The sequence below is a fragment of the Nonomuraea sp. NPDC005650 genome, from assembly GCF_040605375.1.
Classification (GTDB): Bacteria; Actinomycetota; Actinomycetes; order Streptosporangiales; family Streptosporangiaceae; genus Nonomuraea.
On sequence record NZ_JBEXCR010000094.1, the window covers coordinates 1 to 22,552 of the forward strand.

Below are 22,552 nucleotides of genomic sequence, written 5' to 3' on the forward strand. Positions count from 1 at the left end.
AAGACGCCGATCGTGACGAGGTTGACCCCGGCGGCCCGCATCAGCTCGGCGTCCTCGGCCCAGACGTGCTCCGGCCACTGCTCGGGGTTGTAGTCGCCGCCGAACAGCAGCCCGCGCCCGGCAGTGAGCGTGTGCATACCCGGCTGTGTCACTCTCCGGCCCCCTCATTCTGCTGCGACGGGGCGGAGCTGCCACCGATCGCCGGGCGGCAGGGCGGCGGGCCGTCGCCCTCCAGCCGGTCGATGAGCGGGCGCGCAGTGAGCTCGCCCGGCTCGCGGGCCGCCGCGTTGTCGCTGGAAATCATGCCGGAACCTTCCCTTGGGTCGTCGTCCGGGCCTCAACCGCCTGGGAGGATCTCAAGCCTGGCGGACGCAGGCAACATGCCTGCGTCCGCCTTGTCGGCAGGAGGCCCCTCAGGCGCAGGCGATGGAGCCGGTGAACTGGCAGGGGACGCCGGGGGCCGTGTAGGCGACCCGGTCCACCTGGAACGTGAGCGTCTTACCCGGATCCGTGAACGGCCCCATGTGCTCGGTCAACGTGTCGCTTCCCCAGATGTTGAGGAACAGGTTGGCGTTGAGCTTCGGCAGCCGCGTGGCATCCGTGATGGAATGAACTTTCGTGCCATTGACGTAGAAATCCACCTTGGTGGCTGACCACACCATGCCCACGTCCACGAACCCTTCGGGCACGGGCACCAACCTCTCCCCGAGCGGCGCCGTGTCGTCCCAGGCCAGGAGCTTGACCTTGCTCGGATCCCGGCCCATGACCTTGATGTCGATGGCCTCCCCGGTGACGTACGTGAACATCGCCGACATCAGGCCTGACCCGGCGACCCCTTTCAACCGGGCCTCGTAGGTGCCGTAGCCCAGGCGCAGACGTGACTGGATCTCGGCGCAGGCGTACTGCCGGTCACCGATCGTCTTCTTGGCGAACGACAGGTTGAGCATGCCCCCGGAGACGGCGACCTGCTGGCGGTCCCAGGTGCAGTTCTGCTTCGCGCCGTTGTTCCAGCCGTCGGAGATGTACCAGCGGGAGGTGTCGAGGGTGTCGAAATCGTCCACGAAGGAGGTGGTGACGGAGCAGGCGACCGAGCCGCTGAACTGGCACGGGTCCCCGAGCTTGGTGTAGGCGATGTAGTCGTAGGACGCCTCGACGGGGTGGCCGGGGTAGGTGAAGGGGCCCATCCAGCTGCTCAGCGTGTCGCTGCCCCAGATCTGCGCGAACAGGATCTGCTCGTGGGTGGGCACCTGGGCGCCGGTGAGGGTCTTGGCGAGCTGGCCGTTGACGAAGAAGCGCAGCCGTCCGGGCTCCCACACGTACGCGAAGTCGACATAGGTCGAGGCCGAGTCGGCGGGCAGCGTGACCGGGAAGCCGCCGGAAGAGGTGCCGTTGACCCACGAATTCACCTCGACCTTGGCGGTGTCCTTGCCGAGCACCTCGAAGTCGATCTCGTCCCACGGCTGGTTGTGCACCGGGCCGATGTAGGAGAAGAAGGCGGAGTTCAGGCCGCTGCCCTTGCCCGCCTTCATTCTGGTCTCGAACGTGCCGTAGCCCAGACGGGCGCGGGACTGGACCTCGGCGCACGAGTACGAGCGGTCCCCGTACGCCTTGTCGTCGAAGGTGATGGTGAGCGCCCCGCTCGCCACCCGCACGTTGTTCTTGTTGAACTGGCAGTTCTGGTGGGCGCCGTTGTTCCAGCCGTCGGAGACGTACCAGCGGGTCGTGTCGAGCGTGCCACTGTCGAAGCGGTCGATGAATGACGGGCTCGCCGCGGCGGCGGGCAGGGCGGGGGTCAGGGTGAACAGGCCGAGGACGAGGGCGACGATTGCTGTTAAACGGGGCATTGACTCCTACTCTCGGTGTGTGCGGATCTCTTGCGGCCAGGTGAGCACGATGCCGAGCGTGTCGCTCAGCAGTCGCTGGTAGTCCGACAGCTGCGCGGCGTCGGAGCGGACCTTGCGCGGCGGCAGGTCGCGGGCCAGGCAGAAGCCCGCCAGCGCGCCCACGGCCTCGCCGATGGCCCACTCGACCGGGTGCAGCCGGTAGCAACCGTTGGTGATGTGGGTGGTGCCGATGTTCTTGTTGGCGGGCAGCAGGTTGTCCACGCGCACCGGGATGAGGGCCCCGAGCGGGATCTGGAACGGGTACGCCTCGATGTCGACATAGCTGCGCCCCGCCGTGCTGGGATGCAGGTCGATGCGGTAACGGCCGAGCCCCACGCTGTCCGGGAAGAGCTCGCTGCCCGCGCCGTCCGGCCTGGCCTGCACTCCGACGTGCTGCTCCAGAACGGTGAACTCGGCGACGATGCGGCGCGACTCGCGGATGTAGGGCGTCTTGGCCAGCCCGTCACGGGTGCCGGTCACGTCGGGGCGCAGCCGCAGTCCCGGGTAGCCGCCCTCGGTCTGCATCCAGTACAGGAACGACAGCGACAGCTCCCGGCTCCCCGCCAGGGCCGCGGCCGGGTCGGCCCCGAGCAGCGGGCGCTCCCAGTAGTCGATCTGCGGCCAGTTCACGACGGTCAGGTCGGTCATGCCGGTGAACTGCTCGGCGGCCAGGATGCGGCGGAACTGCCACAGATCGAAGTGTCCGGTTCCGTCGCCGAACAGCCGCCACTCCCGCCGCTCCAGCGTGATCGGCACGACGTCCGTCCAGGACAGCTGCGGCCCGGGCCAGAACGGCGCGACGGTGTCCCGCCAGTGCTCGTAGCCGGCGGGCCGGTCGATCACGTGGTCCTCGCCCGGCCGGTGTTCAAGCGCGAAGCACCAGGAGATGGCCTGCTGGTCGAGCGGGTCGGCGGTGTCGGGGGCGTGCGGCTCGCCGGTGGTGTCGCGTCCCTCCGCTCCGACGACGTGCTCGACGTCCGCCAGTTCCAGCAGGTCGCCCAGCTCGGTGGCGTCGATCACGTACGGCGCGGCCACGGTCAGCTCGTGACCCGTCTCCAGATCGCGAAGCGTGACGGCGTCCACCTTGTCGCCGTTCGTCCACACGGCGACGGGCGTGTGCCGGAGCAGGACGGTTATCAGGCCCGACGCCCGCCAGGGGGCGAGCATCTCGTCGATGACGGCGACGGCGACGCGCGGCTCGTGGCACATCCGGCTGACGATGCCGAGCCCGGGGTCGAGGAGCGGGCCGGCGCCGAGGCGCAACGGGTAGTTGCGCCGATAGTAGTCGCGCACCCGCCGCCGCAGCTCGGCGTAACCGGGCGGGGCGAACTCCCGCTCGATCCAGGCGTGCTCGTCCGGCGGGACGGCCTGGGCGGTCAGCTGGCCGCCGAGCCAGTCGGTGTGCTCGGTGATGACCACGCTCCGGCCGAGCTTCGCGGCCGTGAGCGCGGCCGCGACGGCTCCCAGGCCGCCGCCGACGATGAGCACGTCAGTCTGGAGTTCCGCCATTCCCCGTGAGCTCCTTTTCCATGGATCAGTGCAGCGTGGATGAGTGCAGCGTGAGTGAGGGCAGCGTGTGCGAGGGCAGGGGCCATCGCCGGGCCGCGGCGCGTGGCCCGGGTGAGCTGACCGCCGGAGGTCAGGTCCGCCGCTGCCGAGCGGCGGAGATGGTGGTGCCGGGAACGATCGGGCAGGGTACGAGCAGGCTCGTGGCCGGCTGGTCGGGTTTGTCGAGCATGTCGATGAGCCGGTCGACGGCGATGCGGCCGATGGCGACGCGCGGGATCTCCAGCGAGTCCCATCTGGCGGAGGTGCCCTCCCCGTCGGCTTCGAGCACGGCGACGGAGATGTCCTCCGGCACCCGCACGCCACGCGCGTTCAGCCCGCCCAGCAGGTGCTCGGCCAGCCGGACGCTCTCGGAGACCACGGCCGTCTCGCCGCCCCGGGCGATCTCGTCGATCCAGTCGTCGGTCAGGCCGCTCTCTCCGCGGAAGCCCGGCGACCTGTCGATCAGGCCCAGCCGTTCCACCGCCTCGCGGTAGCCGTCACGCCGGTCGGCGTACGGCTCCATCTCCAACGGCTCGCGCAGGTAGGCGAAGCGGCGGTGGCCGTGCCCGGCCAGTTTGTCCACGATGCCGATGGTCGCGCTGCGGTAGTCGGGGATGACGCACGGGATCTCCGCGCCCGGCACCTCCCGGCGGCCGATGTGCACGAACGGATAACCGTCGGCCCACAGCCTGGCCAGCTCCGCCCGGTCGGTGGCGACGCCCAGCAGCACGCTGCCGTCGGCCAGGTTGAGCCGGTTGGTGCCGTCGCGGTAGACCCTGCGCCGCCCGTCACCCGCTCCGGTCGAGGTGAACAGCACCAGGTCGAACCCGGTCTCCTCGGCCCGCTCCTCGATTCCGAGCAGGAAGTCGAAGTAGAAGTCGTCGCGGGCGTGCGGGAAGACCGCCTCGAAGGTGTGCACGCCGATCAGCTGGTTGCGCTTGTTGCGCAGGTTCCGCGCCGACGGGTTGGGCACGTACCCGAGCTCCTTGATCGCCGCGAGTACCCGCTGGCGGGTCTCCGGAGGGATGCGGGCGGCATCCACGTCCCCGCTGATCACGCGGGACACGGCCGACTGGGACACCCCGGCCAGCCTGGCCACGTCGGACTGGCGCGGGGCCTGCCCGCGGCGCTTGGGCGTCATGGCCCTTCCTCCTTGCCGGGCCGCCGCGCCATCGCGGCGGCGTGGGTGGTGGACGCGAGTTCGCCGCCCCGGCCCTTCTGGTGCAGCCAGCAGTGCGCCCAGTGCCCGCCGCCCAGTTCGGTGCGCGGTGGTGGGCTCTGCTCGCACTCGGGCATCGCGAACGGGCAGCGCGGGTGGAACCGGCACCCGGCGGGCGGGTTCACCAGGCTCGGCGGCTCCCCCAGCTCGTCCGCGCCGGCGAACAGCGCGGCCCGTTCGTCCTGGCCGCGGTCGGGGTCGGGCGAGGACTCGATGAGCAGCCTGGTGTATGGGTGGCGGGGCCGGGCGATCACCTCTTCCTTCGGCCCGCCCTCGATCATGCGCCCGGCGTACATGACGACGATGTCGTCGCAGAGGTAGCGGGCGCTGGCGATGTCGTGGGTGATGTAGAGCAGCGCCAGCCCGTCCTCGTCGCGCAGCCGGGCGAGCAGGTTGAGCATGTCGAGCCGGATCGACACGTCCAGCATCGAGATGGGCTCGTCGCCGAGCAGCACCTTCGGGCGGACCGCGAGCGCGCGGGCGATGACGACCCGCTGGCGCTGGCCGCCGGACAGCTCGTGGGGGAACTTGTCGACGAAGTCGCGGGCCGGGCTGAGGCTGACGCGTTCGAGCAGCTCCAGCACCTGCCGCTCCAGCTCCCGCTTGCCGCGCGTGCCGTGGTGCAGGCGCAAGGCGCGTTCGAGGTTGTAGCGGACGCGGTGCAGCGGGTTGAGCGACCCGAACGGGTCCTGGAAGATCAGCTGCACGTCACCGTGGTAGTCGCGGCGGCCGCCGCTCTGTCCGCCCAGCAGCACCTCACCGCTGGTGGGCGGGTAGAAGCGGGCGAGCACGCGCGCCAGCGTGGTCTTGCCGCTGCCGCTCTCCCCCACCAGCGCCACGATCCGGCCCGGCAGCAGCGCCAGCGTGGCGTCCTCCACGGCCCGCACCACGCCGTGCCCGCCCGCGGGGAAATGCTTGGTGACGGCACGCGCCTCGAGCACGGGCTCGCTCATGACAGATCACCTCCAGCAGGGTAGAGCAGGCAGGCCACCTCGTGCCCGCCGATCGCGACCAGCTCGGGCCGGGTCCGCCCGCAGTCGTCGAAGCTGCTCCGGCAGCGGGGGCGGAACGCGCATCCCGGCGATGGTCTGCGCAGGTCGGGCGGGCTGCCGGGGATGCCGGTCAGCGGCCGTAGCGGCGCGCGCAGCGGCGGGAACGAGTCGCGCAGCCCCCGCGTGTACGGGTGCTTCGGATCGGTGTAGAGCTCGTGCGCGGTGCCGATCTCCACGATGCGGCCCGCGTACATGATGGCGATCCGGTCGGCCACCTCCAGCAGCAGCGACAGGTCGTGGGTCACGAACACCACGCCGAAGCCCAGCTCCTCGCGCAGGCGCAGCACCTGGGCGAGGATCTGCCGCTGCATGACCACGTCCACCGCGGTGGTCGGCTCGTCCATGACCACCAGGTCGGGCCGGCAGGCCAGGGCGAGCGCGATGGCCGCCCGCTGGCGCATGCCGCCGGACAGCTGGTGGGGGTAGCCGCGCGCCCGGTCGCCGGAGATGCCGACCATGGCCAGCAGTTCGGCGGCCCGCCGCCAGGCCTCCTTCTTGCCCATCCGCCGGTCGTGGGTGCGCAGCACATCCGCGAACTGGGCGCCGAGCCGCATCACCGGGTTCAGTGCGTCCATGGCGCTCTGCAGCACGATGGACACGCTCGTCCATCGCAGGGCCCGCAGCCGCCTGGCGTCGAGCGCGACGAGGTCGACGGGCGGGCCGCCGTCGCGGCCGTGGTAGAGGATGCGTCCCGCGGTGGTCTCGGCGGGCGGGCGCTGGAGCCGGGTCAGGGCGGTGATCAGCGTGGACTTCCCGGATCCCGATTCGCCGGCCACGCCCAGGATCTCGCCGCGGCGCAGCGTGAACGACACGTCCACGCAGGCCCGCACCTCCCCGGCGTACTCGACGCAGAGGCCGTCCACCTCCAGCACGGCGCTGTCGGCGACCGGGGTCGCCGGTGGCTGTTCCTGTGTCTGGGAGGTCATGCCGCCTGGCTCCTTACCATCCGTCCCCGCCGGGCCCTGGTGACCCGGAGTTTGGGGTTGGCCACCTCGTCCACGCCGAAGTTGACCAGCGCGGCGGCCGTGCCGATGAGCGCGATGCACAGGCCCGGCGGCACGAACCACCACCACAGCCCGCGCAGCACGGCGCTCTGCTGCTGCGCCGACTGGATCATCGTGCCCCAGCTGATCGCCCCGGTGTCGGAGATGCCGAGGAAGGCCAGCCCCGCCTCGGCCAGCACCGCGCCGATCATCGCGTGCAGGAACATCGAGGCGATCAGCCCGGTCAGGTGCGGCAGCACCTCGAAGAAGATCAACCGGCGATTGCTCTCGCCGAGCAGCCGCATGGCGCGCACGAAGTCGCGGCTGGCCACGCTCATGGCCTGGGCCCGCAGGGTACGGGCGCCGCCCGCCCAGCCGAACAGCCCGATGATCAGCGCGATCGTCCACAGACCCGTGCCCTGCAGATAGCCGGCCACGATGAAGATGAGCGGCAGCACCGGCATGACCAGGAAGAGGTTCGTCAGGAAGTTCAGGGCGCCGTCCACGCCGCCGCCGCCGAAGTAGCCGGCGGTCACGCCGACCAGCACCGCCAGCGTCGTGCCGATCGCGGCCGCCAGGAACCCGACGAACATCGAGCCGCTCGCCCCCGCGATCACCTGGGCCAGCACGTCCTGGCCGAACTGGGTGGTGCCGAGCAGGTGCGCACCCGACGGCGGCTGGGCGATGGACTTGATGTCGTTGGCCCTGGGGTCGAGGCCCAGCACGTCCCGGCTGAACCAGCCACCGAAGATCGCGACCAGCGCGAAGAACGCGATGATCGCCGAACCGACGCGTACCTTCATGCCCGCTCCCTGACACGGGGGTCGAGCAGCGCGTACACCGAGTCGGCGACCAGGTTGGCCAGCAGCACGGTGAGCGTGATGAGGAAGAAGACGCCCTGCATGACCGGGTAGTCCCGCTGTTGGAGCGAGGCGTAGAGCAGGTAGCCGATGCCGGGGTAGCTGAAGACGATCTCGGTCAGGAGCGCGCCGCCGACGACCCCGCCGAGCGCGAGGGCGAAGCCCGTGAAGTTCGGCAGCATGGCGTTGCGGGCCGCGTACCGGAGCATGACTCTCCTGGGCGACAGGCCCTTGGCCAGGGCGAGCAGCACGTAGTCCTCGCGGACCGTGGTGACGGTCATGTTGCGCATGCCGAGCAGCCAGCCGCCGAAGGCCGAGAACACGATCGTGGTGGCGGGCAGCACGCCGTAGTGCAGGACGCTCAGCGCGAACGGCGCGTTGAAGCCCACGGGCAGGTCCGGGTCGTAACCGCCGGCGAGGGGGAACCAGCCGAGCACGAAGCCGAACGCCCACAGCCCCAGCAACGCCACCCAGAAGTACGGCACCGACGACACGAACGTGGTCAGAGGGGTGACGATCGAGTCGAACCGGCCGCCGGCCCGCCACCCGGCGATCACGCCGAGCCCGGTGCCGATCAGGAAGGCCACCACCGTGGTGCTGCCGACCAGCAGCAATGTCCACGGCAGCCCCTGCCAGACCAGGTCGCTGACCGGGGTCGGGAAGTTCCTGATCGACACGCCCAGGTCCAGCCGGGCCATCTGGCCCAGATACTCCAGGTACTGTGCGCCGAGGTTGGCGCTCGGGTCGCCGAACAGGCGCTGGATCGACTCCAGGGTGCGCGGCGGCAGCGACTGGCCGCTGACCCGCTCCAGCTCCTCGATGATCGCCAGCGACGGGTTGCCCGGCATGAGGCGCGGGATGAGGAAGTTCAGGGTGACCGCCGACCACACGGCGGCGGCGTAGAAGCCGAGCCGCCTGGCCAGGAAGCGCTTGCCGGTCATTGGGCGGCACGCTTGAGGTTCATGAGCGTCATCGTGCTGTCCGGACCGAGCCCCGGGAACGGGACGTAGCTGAACTTCTCGGGTGTCGGCCAGCCGGTCCATCTGCCGGCGTTGATCACCACGAACCAGTACGAGTTGTAGATCGGGCTGAAGGGCACCTGGTCCACCACGATCGACTGCATCTCCTGGGCGTACTGCTTGAGCCGTCCGACGTCGGACGTGCCCAGCAGTCCGGCGAGCGCGGCGTCCGTGGCCGGGTCCCGCCAGCGGCCCAGGTTGGTGGCGGCCTTCTTGCCGATGGGTTTGGCGGCGCGGCCGGCCAGCATGCTGTAGACGCCGCTCACCCCGGCGCCGCCGGTGGCGACGATCGTCAGGTCGAACTTGCCGAGTTGCTGGCTCTCGTACAGGTTCGCGCCCGGGGCTCCCGCGGGCTTGACCTGGAGGCCGAGCGTCGACTTCCAACTGTTGATCATGATGTCGGCGTAGGAGGCCCAGCCGAAGTCCTGGTTGAAGGAGATGGTGGGCTCGTACGACGTGCCGTCCTTGACCAGCTTTCCGTCGGCGACCGTCCAGCCGCCGGCGGCCAGCTCGCGCTTGGCGCCCTCGGCGTCCACCTGCTGCACCTTGCCCCGGTACTCCGGCTTGAGCCAGTCCTTGTAGACCAGGTCGACCAGCCCGGTGGGGCCCGCCTCGGTGCCGGGGCGGTTGAGCGTCGTGACGATGTCGCTCCTCGGGATCGTCATCGCCAGCGCGCGGCGCACGTGCACGTCGTCGAAGGGCGGCCGGGCGGTGTTGAAGAGCATCGAGTACGCGCCGCCGGTGGCGTACAGCTGGTAGAGGTGGGTCCGCGGGTCCTTGGCGACGTATTCTTCCTGGGCGCCGGCCCACGCCGAGAGCGCCCAGTCGACCTCGCCGCGCAACAGTTGCGCCCTCCCCGCGTCGGGGCTGGTGGGGATGATCTTCAGGTACTTCATGGGGAACTTGCCGCCCCAGTAATCGTCGCGGGCGCGCAGCGTGATCTGCTGGGCGGCGAACGACTCCAGGACGAACGGGCCGGTGCCCACGGGGTCCGGGTTCGTCCAGGTGTTGAGGTCCTGCTTCTCCCAGATCTTCTTCGGCAGCATCGGCAACGCCGGCGAGGCGAACTGGTTGACCTCGCTGAACCCGGGGCTGTCGAACGTGACCGCGACCGTGGACCCGTCCACCTTCTCCACGGCCTTGTACGTGGTCCCGGCCAGGTTGAAGTCCGGATTGTCCAGGGGCAGGCGCAGGGAGAACACGACGTCGTCGGCCGTCAGCGGCGTCCCGTCGGAGAAGCGCACGCCCTGGCGCACCTTGATCGTGAGCTGGGTGCCCTTCTCGTCGAACTCCAGGCTCTCGGCCAGCCATGGCTTGACCGTGCCGCCGTCGCTGTAGTCGATGCGGGCCAGCGGCTCGTAGATCATCTCCGTGTTCGGGGTCTTCTGCGTCGCGGGGCCGACGACGTTGAAGTTGCGAACGTACGTCGTGCCGCCGTCGGTCTTGCCGAAGACGATCGTGTCCGCGCGGGCGCCGCCGGTCGGCCGGCTCTGGCCGCCTGCCGAGCACGCGGTGGCGAGCACCATCACGGCGGCGACCAGGAGTCCTCTTCTTGACATGTGTGTCTCCAGGGGGTGCGCATACGTATGCGCAAACCAGCCGGACGAGGGAGGGGCTGGTGCTTCTACGTATGAACAGGGACGGTATGGACGTTACAGCCAGGCGTCAAGGGTGTGACCGAAACTTTTCGCAGCCCCTTGACGGCCGGGCATTCTGTGCTTAGCGTCCCGGATCAATCCATTTTGCCTAACTGCTCATACGAATGAGCAACTGGAGGCATGCGTGCACCAGTTCGATCTGCTCCTTGACAAGCTCACCTTGGAGCGCAAGGTCCTCCTGTTGACCGGTGCGGATGAGTGGAGCACCCATCCCGATCCCGACATCGGGCTGCGGTCCATGGTGTTGTCCGACGGCCCGTCCGGCATCCGCGGCGTGACCTGGGACGAGCGCGACCCCGCGGTGAACCTGCCGTCGGCCACCGCGCTCGCCGCCACCTGGGACGTCACGACCGCCTACGCGTACGGCGCGGTGCTGGCGGCCGAGGCGCGGCGCAAGGGCGCGCACGTGGTGCTCGGGCCGACGATCAACCTGCACCGCAGCCCGCTCGGCGGGCGGCACTTCGAGGCGTTCTCCGAGGATCCGCTGCTGACGGCGGACCTGGCGGCGGCGTACGTGCGCGGCGTCCAGAGCGGGGGCGTCGCCGCGACGCCGAAGCACTACGTGGGCAACGACTTCGAGACCGAGCGCTTCACGGCGAACGTCTCGGTGAGCGAGCGGGCGTTGCGCGAGCTGTACCTCGCGGCGTTCGAGAAGGCGGTGGTGGAGTCGCGGGCCTGGGCGGTGATGTCGGCGTACAACGCGGTCAACGGCGCCACGATGACGGAGAACCCGCTGCTGGCCGAGCCCTTGTGCGGCGAATGGGGGTTCGACGGCGTGGTGGTGTCCGACTGGTGGGCCGCGCGGACGACCGTGCCGGCCGCGCTGGCCAGGCAGGACCTGGTCATGCCCGGACCGGACGGGCCGTGGGGCGAGGCGCTGGTCGCGGCGGTGCGCGACGGGCGCGTGCCGGAGTCGGCGGTGGACGAGAAAGTGCTGCGCCTGCTGCTCCTGGCCGCCCGCGTGGGCGCCCTGGCCGACCGCCCGCCCGTTCCGGCCACGACCACCACCACGGCCGAGGACGGCGCCGCCTTGGCGCGGCGGGTGGCGGCCGACGGGATGGTGCTGGTGCGCAACGACGGGGAGCTGCCGTGGGCCGCTCCCGGCCCGCGGTCGGCCGCGGTGATCGGGCACAACGCCCTCCAGATCCGCACCCAGGGCGGCGGCAGCGCCACCGTCACTCCCCCGTACGTCGTCTCCCCGCTGGACGGCCTGCGCGCCGCGCTGCCGGACGCCGAGATCACCTGGACGCTCGGCGCCGTCACCCAGGCGGGCATCGCGGCCCTGCCGATCGCCCGCCTGACCGACCCGGTGTCGGGCGAGCCGGGCGTGCGCGCCCGCTTCCTCGCCGACTCCGGTCACGAGCTGCTGAGCGAGAACCGCCGCTCGTCCGACCTCGCCAGGCTGGGCGGCTCCCGCCCGGCGGGCACCGGCTGCGTGGAGGTCAGCACCCGCTACCAGGTGCGCGAGCCGGGCACGGTACGGCTCGGCGTCGCCGGCGCCGGGCGCGCCACGCTGACCGTGGACGGAGCGCGGGTGCTGGAGCGGGAACTGGTACACGAGGGCGAAGTCTTCGGCGGCGGCCTGGTCTCTCCGCCGCACGCCTCGGTCCCGGTCGAACTCGCGGCCGGGGAGGTCGAGCTGACCGCCAGGCTGGACGGCGTGCCGCAGGGCGACGGCCTGACCCTCACGCTGGGCGAGGACCCGGCCGCGGAGGAGACCGACGCGATCGAGGCGGCCGTGGCGGCCGCCCGGCGGGCCGAGGTGGCCGTGATCGTGGTCGGCACGAGCCCGGAGATCGAGCGCGAGGCGGCCGACCGCGCCACGCTGGCGCTGCCTGGCGCGCAGGACGCCCTGGTACGGGCGGTCGCCGCGGCCAACCCGCGCACGGTCGTCGTGGTCAACGCGGGCGCGCCCGTGCTCATGCCGTGGCGCAACGAGGTGGCCGCCGTGCTGCTCGGCTGGTTCGGCGGGCAGGAGTTCGGCGCCGCCCTGGCCGACGTGCTCATGGGCACCGCCGAGCCGGGCGGCCGGCTGCCCACCACCTGGCCGGCCACGGAGGCGGACGTGCCGGTTCTGGCCACCGCGCCGGTGGACGGGGTGGTGGCCTACGACGAGGACATCCACATCGGCTACCGCGCCTGGCTGCGCGCCGGGGCCGAACCCGCCTACCCGTTCGGGCACGGGCTCGGCTACACGAGCTGGGAGCTGTCCGGCCTGACCGCCACCCCGGACGGGGTGAGTGTGACCGTGCGCAACACCGGCGGGCGGGCGGGCAAGCAGGTGGTGCAGGTTTACCTGTCACGCGAGTCGAGCGCCGTGGACCGGCCCGAACGCTGGCTGGCCGGCTACGCCGTGGTGCGCGCCGGCGCCGGGCGGGCCGAGCGGGTCACGATATCCCTGCCGCGCAGGGCGTTCCAGCACTGGGACCAGGGCTGGAAGACGGAGCCGGGCGAGTTCACCGTCCACGCCGGCTTCAGCGTCACCGACCTCCCGTTCGCCGCCCGGATCAGCGCGCCATAGAGGGATTACCTGTCGGATCAGTGGGGCGGCAGGTCGAAGCGGTTCAGTACACTCCTGCCGTCCGACACCGTGACCTTGAAAAGCTCGTCGCGGTAGGCGAGGACAAGCTCGTCGTCCCCGTCGCCGTCGTAGTCGCCCGCCGCCAGCGGCTCGCCCCGGACCAGGCCGCGGATCCCGCCGCCGGCTCGCAGGCCGCCGGGGCCGCCCCAGAACATCCGGACCGGCTCATACCCGGAGCGTGCCCCGCCGAAGGCGAGGTCGTCGCGGCCGTCGCCGTCGAAGTCGCCGGCGACCGCCTGGCCCGCCGCCCCCTTGAACGTCCAGGTGCGGCCGTCGCCGTAGTAGACGGTCAGCGTCTTGTCGACCTCGGGCGCCTCGGTCTCGTTGCCGGGCTCGTCGTTGCGGCTGCCGTCGTCGCCGACCGCCAGGTCCCTGGCTCCGTCGCCGTCGAAGTCGCCGAACGTGGCCGCCATGCCCTTGCGCAGTTCGCGCCCCGACTTCGCCAGGCCGTCCGGACCGCCGTTCAGCAGCCACCCGGAGGTCTGCTCGCCGTCGTCGCCCGTGAAAACGACCAGCCCGGTCGCGTGCCGCCCGTCGATCTCGTCGACGGTCATCCGCCAGAAGTCGCCGCCGGTGGGCGAGGGCTGGACGGTCCGGCGGGTGGGCACGCCCGCGCGGCTGAACGGGCCGTACATGACGACCAGGTTGGCGCCGCCCTGGCCGTCGTCGGCGGACATGGCCACGTCGGCGGCGCCGTCCCCGTCGAAGTCGCCGGCGACGGACCGGAACGTCGCCAGGTCACTCCGCGCGGGCGGCGGCACCGGGGTCGGGAGCGTCCGCGGGTCGATGCCGTCCGGGCCGCCCCAGAAGATGTACGGCCGCAGCTGCTCGTCGCGGTCGCCGGGCCGCCCGTAGCCCAGGATGTCGCCGAAGCCGTCCCCGTCGAGGTCGGCTCTGATGCCCGGGTCGATCTGCCAGGCGAAGAACGTCCGCGACGAGACGATCGCCGGCCGGGCGGCGCGCAGCCCCCGGGACGAGCCGTAGACGACCGCGAGGAAGCGCACGTCCTTCCCGATCAGCTCGGCGTAGACGAGCAGGTCCGCGCGGCCGTCGCCGTTGACGTCGTCGGCCCGGCCGTGGCTCTTGGACGCGCGCCCGCTGGTCGGTGCCGGTGGGGATGCCGGTGGGGACGCGATCGGCGACTGGGCGGCGGGGCTGGGCGTGGGCCGGACGTCGCCACCGCAGCCGGCGAGCAGCAGGGCCGACGCCAGCAAGATGATCACCCTTCGCGGCACAGCCACCGAGCTTAGTGCGCCGCCCTGCCGGGCGCCGGGTTTCCGCGGCCCATGGCCGTCAGATCCGCTGCAGGGCCTTCTCGCGGCGGGCGGCGACGCTGGAGCCCGACTCCCCGCGGGCCATCCCGCGCAGCACGATCGGCGCGATGATCAGGCCGGCGACGGCCCAGGCCACCAGCACCCCGGCCGTCTCCAGGTGCCGCCAGGACCCGCCGATCTCGACGGCGGCCGCGGCGTCGGGGAGCAGGGCGGAGCGCATGCCGAGCCCGAGCCAGTACACGGGGAACGCCTGCGCGATCCACTGCACCCACTCCGGCAGCGCCGCGATCGGGTAGAAGATGCCGGAGATCGCGATCAGGCCCAGGACGGGGAGCTGGATCAGCCCCTGGCTGCGGGCGCTGACGAACACCGAGCCCAGCACCGCCCCCAGCGGCAGCGTCGCCACCAGCCCCAGCAGGAGCACCCAGAGCACGGTCAGCCAGGCGCCCGGGTCGCCGAACGCCAGGCCGGGCACGAGGAACATGCCGGGAACCAGGAAGATCGCGAGGTCGGCGACCAGGCCGCCGGCCACCAGGATGATCTTTCCGAGCAGGTACCCGGTCATCCCGTGCGGCGTGGCCTTGGCGCGCAGCAGGGTGCCGTCCTCGCGGTCGGCGGTGAGGTGCTGGCTCATGCTGACCATGGACATCCCGGCGTTCATGCCGAGGATGCCCGGCAGGGCCAGGGCGCCGAGGGAGAGCCCGCTCTGCCCGAAGGACACGTTCCGCAGGAAGTACGTGGTGATCAGCATCAGCACGGGCCAGAGGAAGTGGCCGACCAGGTCCGCGGCGTTCGTGAACGACTGCCGCAGCTCGATCAGGCCGCGGGACCAGCCGGCCCGCCAGGCCGTCGCGACCGGGTTCATCGGGTGCCCTCCTCGGCCTGGCGGACGAGGGAGAGGTAGGTGTCCTCCAGCGAGGCGCGGCGCACCTCGAGGTTCTCGATCGTCTCGCCGTACTGTTTGAACAGGTCGAACACCAGCCGGGTCGACTCGGCGGCCGACTGGGCGAAGCGCTGCCCGTCACGGGTCCAGCGCACCTCGTCCTGGCCGGCGATCTGCCGGGCGAGCTGCGCGGCCGTGCCGTCCGCGACGATCCGGCCCCCGTCGAGGATCATGATGCGGCCGGCGAGCTTCTCGGCCTCGGCCAGGTCGTGGGTGGTGAGCAGGATCGTGGTGTCGCCCTCGGCGGCGAGGGCCAGGACCAGATCGTGGAAGGCGCGCCGGGCCACCGGGTCGAGCCCGGCGGTGGGCTCGTCGAGGAAGACCAGCTCCGGACGGCCCACGAGGCCGACGGCCACGTCGAACCTGCGCCGCTGGCCGCCGGAGAGCGTCCTGATCTTGTGGTCGGCCTGGCCGGTCAGGCCGACCGCGGCGATGAGCCGGTCGGCCCGCCACGGTCGGGCGACGGTCTCGGTGGAGTACGCGGCGTAGTAGCGGCCGAGGTGGTCGAGGAGCTCGCGTACCCGCCATTTGCCGTGGTCGCGCCAGGACTGCAGGACGACCCCGACCCGCGCCCGCCAGTCCTCGCCGCCGCGCGCCGGGTCGGCGCCGAGCACCTCGACCCGGCCGGCCGACCGCGTCCGGAAACCTTCGAGGATCTCGATCGTGGTGGTCTTGCCCGCGCCGTTCGGGCCGAGCAGGCACACCACCTCGCCCCGGCGCGCCTGGAAGGTCACGTCGTGCAGGACGTCGGCCGGGCCGTAGCGCATCCGCAGGCCGTCGACGTCCAGCACGACTTCGCTCGTCGTCATGGATCTCGCCTCTCATGGGAGCACGCCGCAGCGTGGCGCCCGGAGATCCCGGGCGCACAAGCAACCATAGTTGACTAATCTAAGCTTAGTCAACGCGGGTTGCTTGTGCGCTCGCGCGAGATCACTTCAGGCCGTACGCCCGCTGGACGGTCTGCTCGACGGTGTTGCCCTCGACATCCGTGGCCTGGGCCCTGAGCCCCACGGCGCCCGTGGTGGCGGCCAGCGCGGGAGGCGTGATGACGGCCTGGCCGGAGGCCGAGACGCGGACCGGGGTCCAGTGGGCGCCGTCGTCGTACGTGACCGAGAGCTTCACGTCCTTGACCTTCGCGTCCGCCGTGCCGTAGGACCCGTGGTAGCCGGTGACGGTGATCCGGTGGGACTTGCCCGCCTTGACGCGGTTGTCCAGGTCGAGGGGCACGTCGTAGCGGAGGTTGAGCCGCCGGACCGGCTCGCACGGCGCCAGCTTGCCCGTGGCGAACCAGGCCATGCAGAGCCCGTCGTCCGTGCTCTGCATCCCGCCGGTGGGCCGCTTCGACCGGAACGTCCAGGCCGTCTCGACGTCCTTGGCGTACAGCTGGGCCGGGTTCGGGGTGTGGAACTTGTCGGTGAGCCGGTAGGCGGCCTCCGTCTCCGGGAGGGTGAAGGTCGGCATGATGATCGCGAAGATGGCGATCACGATCGTCGCCTCCACGAGCGGGACCTCCTGCCCGTCGCGGAACAGGCGCAGCTCGTCCTTGCCGCCGTGCTTGTCGCTCAGGAAGTTGGCGTTGTACGTGAACGCCTCCTGATGGTTCGGCACCGGCCCCATGACCGGCAGGGACGCCATGAAGGTGTCCTTCGTCCGGCAGGGGAAGCACTGGGCGGTCCCGGAGCGGAGCACCGCGTCGGAGACGACCACGTTGCCCGGCACGCGGGGCTGGATCCCCCACGGCTCGGTCCTGGTGCCCCCGGCGGTGAACACGTCCACGGCGGTCGCCGTCATCGCGCGCTTGTTGTAGTAGTCGGCGCCCTCGTCGTAGTTCATCGTGTTCGAGCGGGTCCAGACGACGTCCGGCGAGACCGGCCCGACGTACTCCGTGAAGGTCGTCTGCGCCCGCACGTCGTGCTCCATGGACCAGGTGAGGGCGAACCTGCCCGGCCGCAGCATCGACGCCGCCGTGCTCAGCTCCACCGCCCCGGGCCGGTCGGCGTGGAAGCGGTCCTCGATGCGCTGCAGGTCGCGGGTCTTGACCGAGTAGTCGAGGTCGGCGGGGACGCGGCCCTGCTCGGGCAGCATCAGCGAGTACAGGTACGGCGTGGTCGCCACGCCCTCGGCCGTGACGGTCACCGGCCGGCGCCCGGCCAGGGCCGCCAGCGCCCGCCCCTGCTCGGCGGTCAGGCTCATCGTCGGGATCGGGTACGCGGGCCAGCTGCCCGACGGGTGGAGGAAGGCCCGGTTGACGGCCCCGTACCCGAGGACGCCCACGGCGCCGGCCTGCTGGGCGGCCTTGACCCGGTCCAGGGCGTTGCCCGTGCAGGCCGCGGCCGGGCAGAGGTCCTCCAGGTTGAGCAGGACGAGCTTGCCGCGCGCGTCCAGGCCGGTGAAGTCGGCGCCCTTGCCGGCGTAGACCAGGGAGAGCCTGCTGTGGCCGTCGAGCTTGGGCGTCTGCGGCGCCAGGTTCTGGTAGCGGGGGGTGATGCCGGGGCCGCCGGGCACCTCCATGGTGATGGCGGGGGCGCCGAGCTGGTAGCGGCCGGCGAGGGTGAACGTGCCCTGGGTGACCTTGCGCGTGGGCAGCATCACGTAGTTGCGCAGCCCGTAGTCCGGGTACGCGGACTGCACGTCGATGTAGGCGACGGGGTTGGCCGCGATGCGCCGGTAGCCGAGCTGCGAGAGGTAGACCTCCGAGTCGCGCGGCGTCCGCACGGACACCTTGCGCGCCTTGCGCAGGTCGAGCGTGACCGTGGTGTCCTTGGTGATGTCGATCTGCGGGTCGGACGGCAGCGACTGGACCCACTCGCCGTCCGCGCCGCGCCAGGCCAGCGCGGTGAGCACGGTGTAGGTGCCGGGGTAGACCTGGGCCTCGGTCTCGGCGCCGGCGGCGGGGCTGTAGGCGTACTGGAGGTCGTCGCGATCGTCGGTGCGCATGAACAGCCACGGGATCGTCGTGGGGGTGCTCGCCCCGTCGGGCAGCACCACCCGGGCCCGGACCGTGACCTTCTTCGGCTCGACGAACGCGCCCACGGCAGTGGTCACCTGGACCTGGCCGTCTTCGCCCGTGGCGCGGACGTGGCCCTCGTACCAGGTGTCGGGGCCCGCGGGGTCGAACGTGACCGAGACCGGCGCGGTGCCGTGCGCGGGGACGGTGACGGTGTCGCGGTCGAGGGTCAGCGTGGTGGCGGGCAGGTCGCCGCCCCGGTGCGCCTTGACGCCCGTGCTCAGGGTGAGGGTGACCGGCTGGTCGCCGTCGTTGGTGTAGGTGAGGGTCTTGGTGACCGGGCCGTTCTGGGGCGAGGTCAGGAAGCCGTAGTCGATGGCTCCGGAGCCGCGTACCTGCTGCTTGACGGCGCGGGCGACGTCCACGCGGCCGGCGCCCTGCTCGTAGGCGTCCTGGCCGTCGCCGTGGGCGGAGCTGGTGAGGGCGGCCTTGAGCTGGGTGTTCTTCCAGTCGGGGTGCTGCTGGGCGAGCAGCGCGGCGGCGCCCGCGACGTGCGGGGTGGCCATCGAGGTGCCGGACGCGGTGGTGTAGCCGTCCTCGGCGGGCTCGCCCATGGACGTCCCGGCCGCGCGGGCGGCGACGATGTCCACGCCCGGTGCGCTGATGTCGGGCTTGAGGCTGTAGTCGATCGCGGTGGGGCCCCGGCTGGAGAAGGACGCCAGCGCGTCCTCGCGGTCCACGGCGGCGACCGTGAGCGCCGAGGCGGCGGTGCCCGGGGAGCCGATCTGGCGGCTCTGGCCGTCGTTGCCCGCGGCGACCACGAACAGCGCGCCCGACTCGGCGGACAGGTTGTTCATGGCCTGGTCGAGCGGGTTGTCCGGGCCGGGGCAGCAGCCGCCGAGGCTCATGCTGACCACGCGGGCCTGCTGGGCGACCGCCCACTGCATGCCCGCGATGATGTCGGATGACAGGCCGCTGCCGTAGTTGTTGAGCACCTTGCCGACCAGCAGCGACGCCTCGGGGGCGACGCCCCGGTACTTGGCGCCGTTGCCCGCGATGATGGAGGCGACGTGCGTGCCGTGGCCGTGGCCGTCCTGGGCGGTCTGCTCCGAGCTGAAGTTCTCGGTCGCGGCGATCCGGCCGGCGAGGTCGGGGTGGGTGGCGTCGATGCCGGTGTCGAGCACGGCCACCTTGACGCCCGCGCCCTTGAGCCCGGCCGCCCACGCCTCGGGCGCGCCGATCTGCTTGACGCTCCGGTCGAGGGTGACCTGGACCTTGCGGTCGAGCCAGATCTTCTCGGACGCGGCCCTGGCCGTGTTCACCCCGGACCAGAACTGCCCGGCGGCCTTCTTGTCCACCTTCACGGCCGCGGCGTCGATGCTGGCCAGGGTGCGGGACCCGGCGATACGCTGCTGCGCCCCGTGCTGGACGATCAGAGGCAGGGTGGGGCTCTCGGCGTCGGAGTAGCCGTTGCCCGCCAGGTAGGCCACGTCGAACAGGCCCCGGTCCAGGCGGCCCGCCGACACCAGGCCCATCACGTCCGTGGGGTAGACGTAGTACGAGCCGGGCTCGCGTACGGACATGAAGAACACCGGCGCGCCGTCCGGTCGCCGCGCCGGCTCGACCTGAGCCTGCGGGCTCCCGTCCGGGGCGGTGCTGTAGGTGACCACGTCCCCGGTGACCAACGTGATCTTCTTCGCCGACTCCCCCGTCAGGCCGGCGACCGGTGGTGGCGCGGCGTAGGCGGGGGTGGGAGGTGGGGTCGGGGCGGCCATCCCGGTGGAAAGCAGCACGCCCAACGCGACAAGCGACCGGCCGATCATGCGTCTCCTCAGAGATCATCGTGTCCCCGGGAACCATGACAGATCGCAGTAAAGCCGCGAAAGACGATTGTGAGTCCTCTTCCCGCCATGTACGGAAATAGGACACTATGTGGTCGTGCTGGAGATCATCGGGCTCTCGTACGCCGAGCAGGCCCTGTACGAAGCGCTGGTGGAGCGCTCTCCGGCGGCGCTCGCCGAGCTGGGGCACGCCGCGTCCACGGCCGCCCGGCTCGAACAGCTGGGGCTGATCACCCGGCTCCCGGAGGACCCGCCGCGCTACGTGGCGGTCTCTCCCGAGATGGGGCTGGACGCGCTCATCCGGGCGCGCACCCGGGAGCTGGCCGCCGCCCGCCACCGCGCCGCCCAGCTCGCCGCGCGCTTCCACCGCTCGGTGCCGGACGGGGACCCCGCCGACCTGGTCGAGGTGGTGATCGGCAAGGACGCGGTGGGCCGGTGGTTCCAGCGGCTCCAGGAGAGCGCGCGGCGGCAGATCCGCGTCTTCGACGCGCCCCCGTACGCGACGCCCATGGGCGGCAACGACGTGGAGTTCGAGCTGCTGGAGCGTGGCGTCGAGTACCGGGCGCTCTACGACCGGCGGGCCATGGAGGTGCCGGGCACCCTGTCGCTCATCACCCGCTACGTCGCGGCCGGCGAACAGGCCAGGGTCGGCGACGTGCCCGTCAAGCTCGCGCTGAACGACCGTCCCCTGGCGATCATGCCGCTCCGCCACGACGAGCACGCGGTGGAGTCCGCGCTGGTGGTGCACGACTCGACGCTGCTGGACGCGTTGTCGGCGCTGTTCGAGATGTACTGGGAGCGGGCGGTGCCGCTGCAGGTCAGGCACGGGCGGCTGGCCGAGGCGACCGGCCCCGCCGACGCGCAGCGGGACCTGCTGCCGCTGCTCACCGCCGGGCTGACCGACGCGGCCATCGCCGCCCACCTCGGCTGGAGCGACCGTACGGTACGCCGCCACGTGCGCGCGATGATGATCCGGCTCGACGCCCGCACCCGCTTCCAGGCGGGCTACCAGGCGGTCATGCGCGGCTGGCTGGACGAGGAGGCACCGTGACCGCGCTGGGGATGGGCGGGCCCGGGATGGGCGGGTTCGGCGTGGATCGGGAGGCGTCGTGACCGCGCTGGGCGCGATCGGGCTCGGGCCCGACGAGGAGGCGCTGTACGAGGTGCTGCTGGAGCGCTCCCCCGCCACCCTCGACGAGCTGGCCGCCGCCTGGCCGCGCGCCGACCTGCAGCCCCTGCTCGCGGCACTGGAGGCCAGGGGCCTGCTCAGCACGTCCCCGGGACCTCCGCCCGCCTATGCCGCCGTGGCCCCGGAGATGGCGCTCGACGTCCTCTTGCTCGCCGCCGAACGCGATCTGCTCCGGGTCCGCGAACGGGCCCGCGAGCTGGAGGAGGTCTTCCAGGAGCGCGCCCGGGAGCGCACGCCCCCGGTGGTCGTCGAGGTGGTCACCGGGCGGCGGGCGGTCGAGCAGCGGCACGCCCAGATCCAGCGCGCCGCCCGGCAGCAGCTCCGGTGCCTGTCCAGGCGGCCGTACTTCGACCCGCTGGGCAGCGTGGCCGCACAGCGCGAGCTGCTGGAGCGCGGGATCACCAGCCGCATGATCTACGAGCGGGAGTTCGTGGCCGCCGAGGGCGCGATCCGGCAGATCGAGGAGATGGTCGGGGCGGGGCAGCAGGCGCGGGTGCTGCCCGAGCTGCCGATGAAGCTGTACCTGGTGGACGACCGGCTGGCGCTGCTGCTGCTCCGGCACGAGCCGGCGGACGCGGTGGCGGCGCTCGTCATCCATCCGTCGGGGCTGCTGGAGGCGCTGATCAGGCTCTTCGAGGGGCTGTGGCAGCGGGCGCTGCCGCTCGGCCTGGCGCCGTCCGCGCGCAACCCGCCGCCCAGGGACTCCGGGGACGACGCGCGGCTGATCGCACTCCTGCTGTCGGGCCTCACCGACGAGGCGATCGCCCGCCAGCTCGGGGTCGGCCACCGGACAGCGGAGCGGCGGATCGCCGAGCTGATGTCCCGGCTCGGCGCCCGTACCCGCTTCCAGGCCGGCGTCCAGGCCGCCCTCTCCCAGCCACCCCCGGTCCCCGCCCCTCGCCCGAGTGACGCCGGCCCCTGACGGCCCCTCCCCCACCGGCGCGGGGCCGTCCGACCGGCGTTCGGCCTCCGGGGGAGGGGTGCCTCGCCCCTCCCCCACCGGCACTCAAACGCCAGGCAGTCCCAAAGGAAGATCAAAAATCGTGAAACCGCAGGTCGTAGACTGAATCTGACGAAAGGGGGACGTCATGATCGAGGTCAAGAGCATCGACAAGCCGGACGAGCGCCGCGACTTCCCCATGGGGCATTTCGAGGTGTGCGACCTGGAAGGGCTGAGCTTCGGCGTGGCCACGTTCGAGCCCGGCTGGCGGTGGTCGACGTCGGTGAAGCCGATCGTGGGCACCGATTCGTGCCAGTTCCACCACAACGGGTTCATCGTCGAGGGCCGGCTGCGGATCCGGATGGACGACGGTCCCGAGGTCGAGGTGGGGCCGGGCGATGTCTTCGTGTGCTCCCCCGGGCACGACGCCTGGGTCGTGGGCGAGGAGCAGTGCGTGATGTACGACTTCGCGGGCGGGGCCGCGAGGTACGCCAGGGCCGGGACCCGCTGAGAAGGACACAGCTGTGGCCGGATCGCGAGCCCTCGCGATCCGGCCACAGGTCATCGGGTCAGCGGATCACCCGCAGTGTTCGAAGGGGCTCTCGTACGTGCTCG

18 protein-coding genes are annotated in these 22,552 nt (G+C 71.8%); 4 read left to right on the top strand and 14 right to left on the bottom strand.

The genetic code is table 11. From position 1 onward, the window contains the following. The 10 genes from ABZS69_RS65695 to ABZS69_RS65740 form a co-directional block, all read right to left on the bottom strand. Positions 1–137: beta-galactosidase (locus ABZS69_RS65695; protein ID WP_355394972.1), on the bottom strand; the 137-nt coding region annotated here is incomplete at its 3' end. Between the two features lie 11 nt (positions 138–148). Beyond that, entirely contained in the window at positions 149–304 is a 156-nt protein-coding gene (locus tag ABZS69_RS65700; RefSeq protein ID WP_355394920.1) for a hypothetical protein, read from the bottom strand. Positions 305–413: 109 nt separating this feature from the next. After that, positions 414–1,844, bottom strand: a complete 1,431-nt coding sequence (locus ABZS69_RS65705; RefSeq protein ID WP_355394923.1) for a family 16 glycosylhydrolase — start codon at positions 1,842–1,844, stop codon at positions 414–416. Positions 1,845–1,850: 6 nt separating this feature from the next. Next, entirely contained in the window at positions 1,851–3,392 is a 1,542-nt protein-coding gene (locus ABZS69_RS65710) for an FAD-dependent oxidoreductase (protein WP_355394926.1), read from the bottom strand. Positions 3,393–3,522: 130 nt separating this feature from the next. Next, positions 3,523–4,572, bottom strand: coding sequence for a LacI family DNA-binding transcriptional regulator (locus ABZS69_RS65715; protein ID WP_355394929.1), 1,050 nt, complete (start codon positions 4,570–4,572; stop codon positions 3,523–3,525). Continuing rightward, positions 4,569–5,603: an ABC transporter ATP-binding protein gene (locus tag ABZS69_RS65720; protein WP_355394932.1), complete on the bottom strand. Its 1,035-nt coding sequence runs from the start codon at positions 5,601–5,603 to the stop codon at positions 4,569–4,571. The genes ABZS69_RS65715 and ABZS69_RS65720 overlap by 4 nt, the downstream gene beginning before the upstream one ends. Beyond that, positions 5,600–6,628, bottom strand: coding sequence for an ABC transporter ATP-binding protein (locus ABZS69_RS65725; protein WP_355394935.1), 1,029 nt, complete (start codon positions 6,626–6,628; stop codon positions 5,600–5,602). The genes ABZS69_RS65720 and ABZS69_RS65725 overlap by 4 nt, the downstream gene beginning before the upstream one ends. Beyond that, entirely contained in the window at positions 6,625–7,488 is an 864-nt protein-coding gene (locus ABZS69_RS65730) for an ABC transporter permease (RefSeq protein WP_355394938.1), read from the bottom strand. The genes ABZS69_RS65725 and ABZS69_RS65730 overlap by 4 nt, the downstream gene beginning before the upstream one ends. Beyond that, entirely contained in the window at positions 7,485–8,486 is a 1,002-nt protein-coding gene (locus ABZS69_RS65735) for an ABC transporter permease (RefSeq protein ID WP_355394941.1), read from the bottom strand. The genes ABZS69_RS65730 and ABZS69_RS65735 overlap by 4 nt, the downstream gene beginning before the upstream one ends. Then, positions 8,483–10,123 carry an ABC transporter substrate-binding protein gene (locus ABZS69_RS65740; RefSeq protein WP_355394944.1) on the bottom strand — a complete coding sequence of 547 codons (1,641 nt, stop codon included), beginning with the start codon at positions 10,121–10,123 and terminating at the stop codon, positions 8,483–8,485. The genes ABZS69_RS65735 and ABZS69_RS65740 overlap by 4 nt, the downstream gene beginning before the upstream one ends. 223 nt (positions 10,124–10,346) lie before the next feature. Here ABZS69_RS65740 and ABZS69_RS65745 point away from each other — a divergent pair, with 223 nt between their 5' ends. Continuing rightward, entirely contained in the window at positions 10,347–12,743 is a 2,397-nt protein-coding gene (locus ABZS69_RS65745) for a glycoside hydrolase family 3 C-terminal domain-containing protein (protein WP_355394947.1), read from the top strand. 17 nt (positions 12,744–12,760) lie between these two features. Here the strand turns inward: ABZS69_RS65745 and ABZS69_RS65750 are convergent, their stop codons facing one another. The 4 genes from ABZS69_RS65750 to ABZS69_RS65765 form a co-directional block, all read right to left on the bottom strand. Next, positions 12,761–14,026 carry an FG-GAP-like repeat-containing protein gene (locus tag ABZS69_RS65750; protein WP_355394950.1) on the bottom strand — a complete coding sequence of 422 codons (1,266 nt, stop codon included), beginning with the start codon at positions 14,024–14,026 and terminating at the stop codon, positions 12,761–12,763. 70 nt (positions 14,027–14,096) lie between these two features. Beyond that, a complete protein-coding gene (locus ABZS69_RS65755) occupies positions 14,097–14,942 on the bottom strand; it encodes an ABC transporter permease (RefSeq protein WP_355394953.1) in 846 nt (281 codons plus the stop codon). After that, positions 14,939–15,829: an ABC transporter ATP-binding protein gene (locus tag ABZS69_RS65760; RefSeq protein WP_355394957.1), complete on the bottom strand. Its 891-nt coding sequence runs from the start codon at positions 15,827–15,829 to the stop codon at positions 14,939–14,941. The genes ABZS69_RS65755 and ABZS69_RS65760 overlap by 4 nt, the downstream gene beginning before the upstream one ends. Positions 15,830–15,950: 121 nt before the next feature. Then, the gene (locus ABZS69_RS65765) at positions 15,951–19,790 is read right to left on the bottom strand and encodes a S8 family serine peptidase (protein ID WP_355394960.1); all 3,840 of its coding nucleotides are present in this window, start codon (positions 19,788–19,790) and stop codon (positions 15,951–15,953) included. Positions 19,791–19,905: 115 nt separating this feature from the next. Between ABZS69_RS65765 and ABZS69_RS65770 the strand changes: the two genes are divergently transcribed. The 3 genes from ABZS69_RS65770 to ABZS69_RS65780 all read left to right on the top strand — a co-directional run bounded on the left by ABZS69_RS65770 (position 19,906) and on the right by ABZS69_RS65780 (position 22,448). Next, entirely contained in the window at positions 19,906–20,859 is a 954-nt protein-coding gene (locus tag ABZS69_RS65770) for a LuxR C-terminal-related transcriptional regulator (protein ID WP_355394963.1), read from the top strand. 58 nt (positions 20,860–20,917) lie between these two features. Continuing rightward, a complete protein-coding gene (locus tag ABZS69_RS65775; protein WP_355394966.1) occupies positions 20,918–21,919 on the top strand; it encodes a helix-turn-helix domain-containing protein in 1,002 nt (333 codons plus the stop codon). Between the two features lie 166 nt (positions 21,920–22,085). Then, positions 22,086–22,448 (top strand): cupin domain-containing protein, encoded by a 363-nt coding sequence (locus ABZS69_RS65780; RefSeq protein ID WP_355394969.1) that lies wholly within the window; start codon positions 22,086–22,088, stop codon positions 22,446–22,448. The last annotated feature ends 104 nt before the right edge of the window (positions 22,449–22,552 follow it).